Genomic DNA, 7384 nt, shown 5'->3' on the forward strand with positions numbered 1-7384 from the left:
TGGGCTGTCGGTGGAAAGTGGGCTCTCGGTGAGATGCGGGGAGGGGCCGGCAGTGTCATGCGGGGTAGATCTCGACCTCGGCGGCCTTGACGACGAAGGTCACCGTCTCGCCGACGGCGACGGTGAGCGAGGCGAGCGCCGCGGGGGTGACGTCGGCTGCGAGCCGGTTGCCCGACGGGGTCTCGCCACGCACCCGCACCAGGGCACCCTGCTGCTCGAGCCCGGACACCCGCACCGGCAGGGCGTTGCGCGGGCTGCCTCCCGGCGGCGTCCGGTGGACGGCGACGGCGCGCGGGGGGAAGGTCGCCGCCGCCCTCCCCTCCCCCGCAGGGCCGCCCGGGCTCGCGGCCACCCCGTGGACGACGTCACCGCCCGCCCGGACCGCGGCCGGCCCGTCGGCCTGCCCGATGACGAGGTTGACCCCCGCCAGCCGCGCGGCGAAGCCCGACCGCGGGCGGGTGAGCACCTCCGCCGTCGCCCCCTCTTCGACCGCCCGGCCGCCCTCGAGGACGACGACGTCATGGGCCACGGCGAGGACGTCGAGCAGGTCGTGGGTGACGACGACGGCGGAGCGGGCGGCGTCGCGCAGCACGCGGCGCAGCACCTGGCGCAGCTCGGCGGCGGCGGCGACGTCGAGCGCGGTGAGCGGCTCGTCGAGGAGGAGCAGCTCGGGATCGGGTGCCAGGGCGCGTGCGAGCGCCACCCGCTGGGCCTGCCCGCCCGACAGTTCGCGCGGCCGCCGCGCGGCCAGCCCCGCAGCCCCCACCTCCGTGAGCCGCTCCCGGGCGACACGCTCGGCGGCGCGTCGGCCCAGCCCACGGGCGCGGGGCCCGAACGCGACGTTGGCCAGCACGTCGAGGTGCGGCAGGAGCAACGGCTCCTGGGCGAGCAGGGAGATGCGGCGGGCATGCGGCGGCACCCAGGCTCCGGGGCCGGCGACCCGCCGACCCCCGACCCACACCTCCCCCGCACCCGGGCGCAGCGTGCCCGCGGCCAGGGCGACGGCGGTGGACTTCCCGGCCCCGTTGGCCCCGACGAGCGCGGTGACCCGGCCGGCGGCGACCTCGACGTCGAGCTCCACCCCGCGCTCGGGGACCGCCGCCCGGAGCACCAGCGCGCTCACGCCGAGCCTCCGTCGGAGCGTCGCCCGCGGTCTGCGGACCGGGCGGGCCGCTGGGTGAGCAGGACGATGACGGCGGCGAGCGCGACGAGCACGAGCGCCAGCGCCACCGCGGCATCCGGGTTGGTCTCGCGCTGCAGGTAGATCTCCAGCGGAAGGGTGCGGGTCACGCCCTGGAGCGAGCCCGCGAAGGTCAGGGTGGCACCGAACTCGCCCAGGCAGCGGGCGAAGGCGAGCGCTGTCCCCGAGCCGAGGGCGGGGGCGAGCAGCGGGAGCGTCACCCGGCGCAGCACCGTCGTGGGCCGGGCGCCCAGGCCGGCCGCGACCACCTCGTGGCGGCGGCCGGTGGACCGCGCCGCCCCCTCGACGGAGAGGACGAGGAAGGGCAGCGCCACGAAGGCCTGTGCCAGCACCACCGCCGTGGTGGAGAAGGCGATGTCGAGACCGAGCACCTCGAGGTGTCGCCCGAGCAGCCCGCGCCGCCCGAACGTCGTGAGCAGCGCGAGCCCGGAGACGACCGGCGGCAGGACGAGCGGCAGCAGCACGACGGTGCGGACCAGCCGCACGAGCGGGGGTCGGGCCCAGGCGAGGACGAGCGCGAGCGGCACGCCGAGCGCCGTCGCCAGCGCGGTGGCAGCGACCGACGTCCGCAGGCTGAGCCCGAGTGCGGCGAGGGACGCCTCGGAGCCGAGCAGCCGCGGCAGCTCGGCCCACGGCACCCGCAGCAGCAGCCCGACCACCGGGACGGCGACGAGCAGCACACCGGCGGCGGCGGGGACCAGCAGCCACCGCGGCAGCCCCACCGGCTCGGTCGCCGGACGGGTCGTCACGGCAGCCCGAACCCGGCGTCGCGGAAGGCGGCCCGACCCTCGGGTCCGCTGACCAGCTCCACCCATGCCTCGGCGAGGTCCGGGGATGGACTGTCGGCGACGACGGCCACCGGGTACCGGTTGACGACGTCCTCGGCCCCGGGCACGGGCACGACGTCGACGGCGTCCGCCACCAGGGCGGCATCACTGGCGTACACCACCCCGGCGTCGGCCTGCCCCGTGGCGACCTTGGCGCGCACGTCGCTCACGCTGCCCTCCTCGCTCACCGGCGCGAGGGTGACGCCGCGCCGCTCGGCCAGCTCGAGCGTCGCCGCCCCGCAGGGCACCTGGGGTGCGCAGACGACGAGGTCCGCACCGTCCAGGCTCTCGTCCAGCCCGGTCACCCCGGCGGGGTTCCCGTCCGGGGTGATGAGGGTGAGGGTGTTCTGCGCGAGCACGACGGGCTCGCCGGAGACCACCCCCGCCGCGACGGCGTCGGCCATCGTCCGCTCGTCGGCGGTGGCCAGCACGTCCGCCGGGGCGCCCGCGGCGACCTGGGCGACGAGGTCGGCGGAGCCCGCCCAGGAGAAGGTCAGCTCCACGTCCGGGTGCTCCTCGGCGAACCGCACGCCGAGCACGCTGAACGGGCCGCCGAGCGAGGACGCCGCGAAGACGGTGAGGCGTTCGCCCTCCGCGCCCGCGCCGCACCCGGCCAGCGCGAGGGCGAGCGTCACGGCGCAGGCGGCGCCCACGGGCAGCCGCCGCCTCACGTGCCCTCCTGCGGTGCCTCGACGACGACGGTCGTCGCCTTGACGACGGCGGAGGCGAGCGAGCCCGGCGTCAGCCCGAGCTCCTCGACCGCCTCGGCGCTCATGAGGGAGACGACGCGGAACGGTCCGCACTGGAGGTCGACCTGGGCCATGACGCCGTCGCGCAGCACCCGGGTGACCAGGCCGGTGAACCGGTTGCGCGCGGAGGTGGAGACGCCGCCGACCTCCGGCAGCCGGCGCCGCTCGGCGAGCTCCTGGGCGAAGCGGGCGAGGTCGGCCCCGTCCAGGACCATCCGCCCGGCGTCGTCGCGCCGCGCCTCCAGGCGGCCGTCGTCCACCCAGCGGCGCACCGTGTCGTCGCTGACCCCGAGGAGCGAGGCCGCCTGGCCGATCCGGAACTGCGGCATGTCGCCGATAGTAGCGCCGCAGATGCGCCTTCACACTCAGTTCATCACCGCAACAGCGGAAGACCCCGCTGGGGACGCCGACGCCGAGGGGACCGCGGGGGTCCGCCTCGGCGTCGGGCTCAGGCGCTACGGGCTGTCTGCCCCGGGTGTCAGCCCTCCACCTCGGCGGCGAGGTCCGACTCGTACAGGCTCTCCAGCTCGGTCTGCACCGCGGCCATCTCCTCGGCCACGTCGACGTCGGTGGTGAGGATGCGCTGCAGTGTCTGCGACAGGAGCAGGTCGCCGCCCGGCACGAAGACCCGGGCGAAGTCCTGGACCCGGGCCCGGCTCAGCTGCTCGACCGCGGTCTGGAACTGCGGGGTCTCGGCGTAGACGTCCGACATGTCGGCCTCGGTGTGCACCGGCATGTACCCGGTCGCGGCGGAGAACTTCGCGGTCGACTCCGGGCTCGTCATGAAGCCCATGAACATGGCCGCGGCGAGCTGGCGCTCGGGGGTGCTGTCGGCGGCGATCATGAGGCCGGCACCACCGGTCGGGGTCTCGCCCTCGGCGGCCGGGCCACCGGGGAGGAAGGCGGTGCCCACCTCGAAGGTGGCGCTGTCGAGGATGCCGCCGAGGGAGCCGGTCGACTGGACGATCTGGCTCGCGGCACCGGAGGCGAAGTTGTCGGCCGGGTCGCCCGAGGCGACCGAGGCCCAGTCACCGACCGCGGCCTGGGCGAACTCGAGCGCCGCGACGGTCTCCGGGGAGGCCACCGGGGAGAAGTCCCACTCCTCGGACCAGCCACCGCCGTAGCCCCAGACGATGTTCTGCATCCACCAGGCGGGGTACTCGTCCTGCGGCGGGAAGGCGAAGGCGGACTCGGCCACCCCGGCCTCCATCAGGCGCTGGGAGACCTCGGCGACCTCCTCCCACGTCTCGGGCGGGGCCTCGATGCCGGCCTGCTCGTAGTGGTCGACGTTGTAGTAGAAGAGCGGGGTCGAGCGGGCGTAGGGGACGCCGTAGTGCCGGCCCTCGTAGAGGTAGTCCTCGTACAGCGCCTCGACGTACCCGGAGGTGTCCACACCGGCCGCCTCGAGGAGGTCGTCCACGGGGGTGAGCGCGTCGTTGAGGTAGTTGGGGAACCAGGTCGCGTCGGACAGGACGATGACGTCGACCTCCGCGTTGCCCTGCGACGTCTGGAAGCGCTGGGAGGTCTCCTCGTAGTTCGCGCCGGACGTCACGACGTTGACCGTGATGCCGGTCTCGGCGGTGAACGCCTCGATGAGCTCGTTCTCCACGTCCTGGGAGCCACCGGGGTGGTTGGTCCAGAAGGTGATCTCGTCGGCGGGCTCGACCTCGGCGAGGTCGACGTCACCGCCCTGGTCACCGCCGTTGTCGTCCGATCCGCCGCTCGTGTCCGGCCCGCAGGCGGACAGGGCCAGCGCGGCGACGCCCAGCACCGCCACGCTGCGGACCGTGCGGACAAGTGGTGTCCTCATGTGTGTGCTCCTTCAGTAGTCGGACGGAGGTGGTTCGTGGCCCCGGACGTCACTTCACGGCGCCCTGGGTGAGGCCGGCGACGACGTAGCGCTGCAGCGCCGCGAAGATCACCAGCACCGGGACGATGACCATGACCGCGCCGGCCATGAGGATGCCGTAGCTGCCGGTCTGCGACTCGATGGACTGCAGCAGGTTGAGGCCCACCGGCAGGGTCATCTTGTCCGGGGAGTCGATGATGATGAGCGGCCACAGGAAGTTGTTCCACTCGTTGACGATCGTCACCAGAGCCACGGTCGCGATGGCCGGCACCGAGACGGGGGCGGCGATCTGGAACAGCTTGCGTACGTGGCCGGCGCCGTCGAGCTCGGCGGCCTCGAAGATCTCCCGGGGCAGGGCCTTGAAGTGCTGCCGCAGGAGGAAGGTGCCGAACGCCGTCCCGAGTCCGGGCAGGATGATGCCCCACAGCGTGTTGCGGCCGCCCAGCGAGGAGATCGTCAGGTAGTTCGGCAGCATCGACACCTCGGGCGGCACCATGAGCGCGACGAGGATCCCGAGGAAGATGAGGTTGGCGCCGCGGACCCGGATGAACACCAGCGCGTAGGCCGTCGTCACCGCGAGCAGGACCTTGATCGAGGCTCCGACGGCCGTGACGATGACGCTGTTGCGGAGCACGGTGAGCAGCGGGACCCGCTCGGCCACGGCCGCGTAGTTGTCGAGGGTCGGCTCCTGGGGCAGCAGCGTCGGGTTGAGCGTGAGGATCTCGCTCGGCGGCTTGAAGCTGGACAGGACCATCCAGGCCAGCGGGAGCACGATGATGAGCAGCGCGAGGAGGATCGGCAGGTAGCCGGCGAGGATGGTGTCGGCGAGGTTGCGGGGCGCGAACGCCTTGGCCCAGTCGCCGGTGCGCCGCTCCTTCGGCCGGGGCGCGATGCCCCCCGGGCCGGTCACGGCGCTGACCACCGCGGAGTCGCTCACTGGTAGTGCACCTTCCGCTCGACGTACCGCAGCTGCACCGCGGTGATGAGGAACAGGGTGAGGAAGAGGACGACGGCGATCGCGGCGGAGTAGCCGGCCCGCTGGTAGGCCCCGAAGGACTGGAGGTAGATCTCGAAGATGATCGTGTTCGTCCCGTGGCCGGTGGGCGTCATCGTCCGCAGGATGTCGAAGGCGTTCGTCATCGAGAAGATGATGTTGGTGACGAACAGGAAGAAGACCGTGGGCGTCAGCAGCGGCAGGACGATGGAGAAGAAGCGCCGCACCGGGCCGGCCCGGTCCAGCGTCGCCGCCTCGATGAGGTCCTGCGGGATCGACTGCAGCCCGGCGAGGAAGACCACCGCGCAGTAGCCCAGGTTCTTCCAGACGTAGACGATGATGACCATCGCCAACGCCCAGTTCTCGTCGAGGTACCACTCCGGGGACTGCAGCCCGAAGAAGCCGAGGATGTGCCGCAGGGCGCCGGTGCTGGGGTCGAAGATGAAGTTCCACACCATCGCCACGCCGACTCCGGAGAGCACGTAGGGCGAGAAGACGGCGGTGCGGGCGACCGTGCGTCCGGGGATCTTCTTGTTCAGCACGAGCGCGATGAGCAGGCCGAGGACCATCGACCCGATGACCGCGCCGGCGGTGAAGATGCCGGTGACCCGCCACACCTCCACCCCGTTGGGGGAGGTGAAGAAGCGGACGTAGTTGTCCAGCCCCACGGGGGTGGCCCGCGGGGAGCCGAGCCGCCAGTCGAGCGTCGAGTAGTAGATGTTGCTGACCAGCGGGTAGTAGATGAACGCCAGGATGAGGAGGATGTTCGGCCCGGCGAAGAGGAGGAACAGGGACCAGTTCTTCGACTGCCGCCGGCGCCGGGCCCGTTTGCGGGCGAGGGCGCGGTCGGCGGGCTCGCGAGGGCCTTCGCCGCGGTCGACCTGCGCCGTCCCTGCAGCGCCCTCGTCACGCGACTCCGCTGAGCGCAGCGCGGTCACCCGATCTCCTTCCCGACGTCGGACATCGTTCGGACGTTACCAGGAGCCCCGATCGACGACGGCAACTGCGTGACGGCGACCACATGAACGCCAGGTGACGAGGAGAGCCCCGGTCACAGCTCCGTGCTCGTCGGGGTGCGCCGCCGGCGTCGGTCCTGCGGGGTGCCGACCGGCTCCCAGCCCCGCCCCGGCTCGCGGGTGCCTCGCGCGGGGACGTCGCGGGAGCGGTAGACGATGTAGGGCCGTGTCGAGTACTGCACCGGCGCGGAGAAGGCGTGGACGAGCCGGGTGAAGGGCCACACGAGGAAGAGCAGGAACGCCGCGACGACGTGCAGCTTGAACTGGTAGGGGACGTCGGCCATGAGCTCGGGCTGGGGCTGGAAGGCGAACAGCGAGCGCAGCCAGGGCGAGATGGTCTCGCGGTAGTTGTACCCGTGGCCGCCGGCGAGGATCTGGTTCTGCACGGTGGCCCACATGCCCAGGAGGATCGGCAGCCCGAGCAGGACGTACATGAGCTTGTCCATCCGGGTGGTGGCGAGGAAGACCGGGCCGGTCTTGCGCCGTCGGTAGATGAGGATCCCCAGGCCGACGATGGTCATGAGCCCGGCCAGCGAGCCCATGTAGGTGGCGATGAAGTGGTAGAAGTCCTGCCCGATCCCCACCGCCTCGGTCCACGACATCGGGATGAGCAGCCCCATGAAGTGGCCGACGGCGACGAAGAGGATGCCGAAGTGGAACAGCGGGGAGCCGAGCCGCAGCAGCGCGTGCTCGTACAGCTCGGAGGAGCGGGTGGTCCAGCCGAACTTGTCGTAGCGGTAGCGCCAGA

At 72.6% G+C, this 7384-nt stretch carries 8 protein-coding genes; all 8 read right to left on the reverse strand.

What is annotated here, in order from left to right; all coding sequences use genetic code 11:
- Positions 1-55 precede the first annotated feature (55 nt).
- Positions 56-1123: an ABC transporter ATP-binding protein gene (locus Q0195_RS14125; RefSeq protein WP_299279648.1), complete on the reverse strand. Its 1068-nt coding sequence runs from the start codon at positions 1121-1123 to the stop codon at positions 56-58.
- Positions 1120-1950, reverse strand: coding sequence for an ABC transporter permease (locus Q0195_RS14130; RefSeq protein WP_299279650.1), 831 nt, complete (start codon positions 1948-1950; stop codon positions 1120-1122). Before Q0195_RS14130 ends, Q0195_RS14125 begins: the two co-directional genes overlap by 4 nt.
- Positions 1947-2699 carry a molybdate ABC transporter substrate-binding protein gene (modA, locus tag Q0195_RS14135; protein WP_299279651.1) on the reverse strand — a complete coding sequence of 251 codons (753 nt, stop codon included), beginning with the start codon at positions 2697-2699 and terminating at the stop codon, positions 1947-1949. The genes Q0195_RS14130 and modA overlap by 4 nt, the downstream gene beginning before the upstream one ends.
- The gene (locus Q0195_RS14140; protein WP_299279653.1) at positions 2696-3106 is read right to left on the reverse strand and encodes a helix-turn-helix transcriptional regulator; all 411 of its coding nucleotides are present in this window, start codon (positions 3104-3106) and stop codon (positions 2696-2698) included. Before Q0195_RS14140 ends, modA begins: the two co-directional genes overlap by 4 nt.
- 149 nt (positions 3107-3255) lie before the next feature.
- Positions 3256-4587 carry an ABC transporter substrate-binding protein gene (locus Q0195_RS14145; protein WP_299279655.1) on the reverse strand — a complete coding sequence of 444 codons (1332 nt, stop codon included), beginning with the start codon at positions 4585-4587 and terminating at the stop codon, positions 3256-3258.
- Between the two features lie 49 nt (positions 4588-4636).
- Positions 4637-5518 carry a carbohydrate ABC transporter permease gene (locus Q0195_RS14150; RefSeq protein WP_299279659.1) on the reverse strand — a complete coding sequence of 294 codons (882 nt, stop codon included), beginning with the start codon at positions 5516-5518 and terminating at the stop codon, positions 4637-4639.
- Positions 5519-5559: 41 nt separating this feature from the next.
- Positions 5560-6411, reverse strand: coding sequence for a sugar ABC transporter permease (locus Q0195_RS14155; protein ID WP_299279661.1), 852 nt, complete (start codon positions 6409-6411; stop codon positions 5560-5562).
- Between the two features lie 260 nt (positions 6412-6671).
- Positions 6672-7384: respiratory nitrate reductase subunit gamma (narI, locus tag Q0195_RS14160; RefSeq protein ID WP_299279657.1), on the reverse strand; the 713-nt coding region annotated here is incomplete at its 5' end.

Origin of the sequence: uncultured Georgenia sp. (assembly GCF_937958535.1) — a bacterium.
Lineage (GTDB): Bacteria > Actinomycetota > Actinomycetes > Actinomycetales > Actinomycetaceae > Oceanitalea.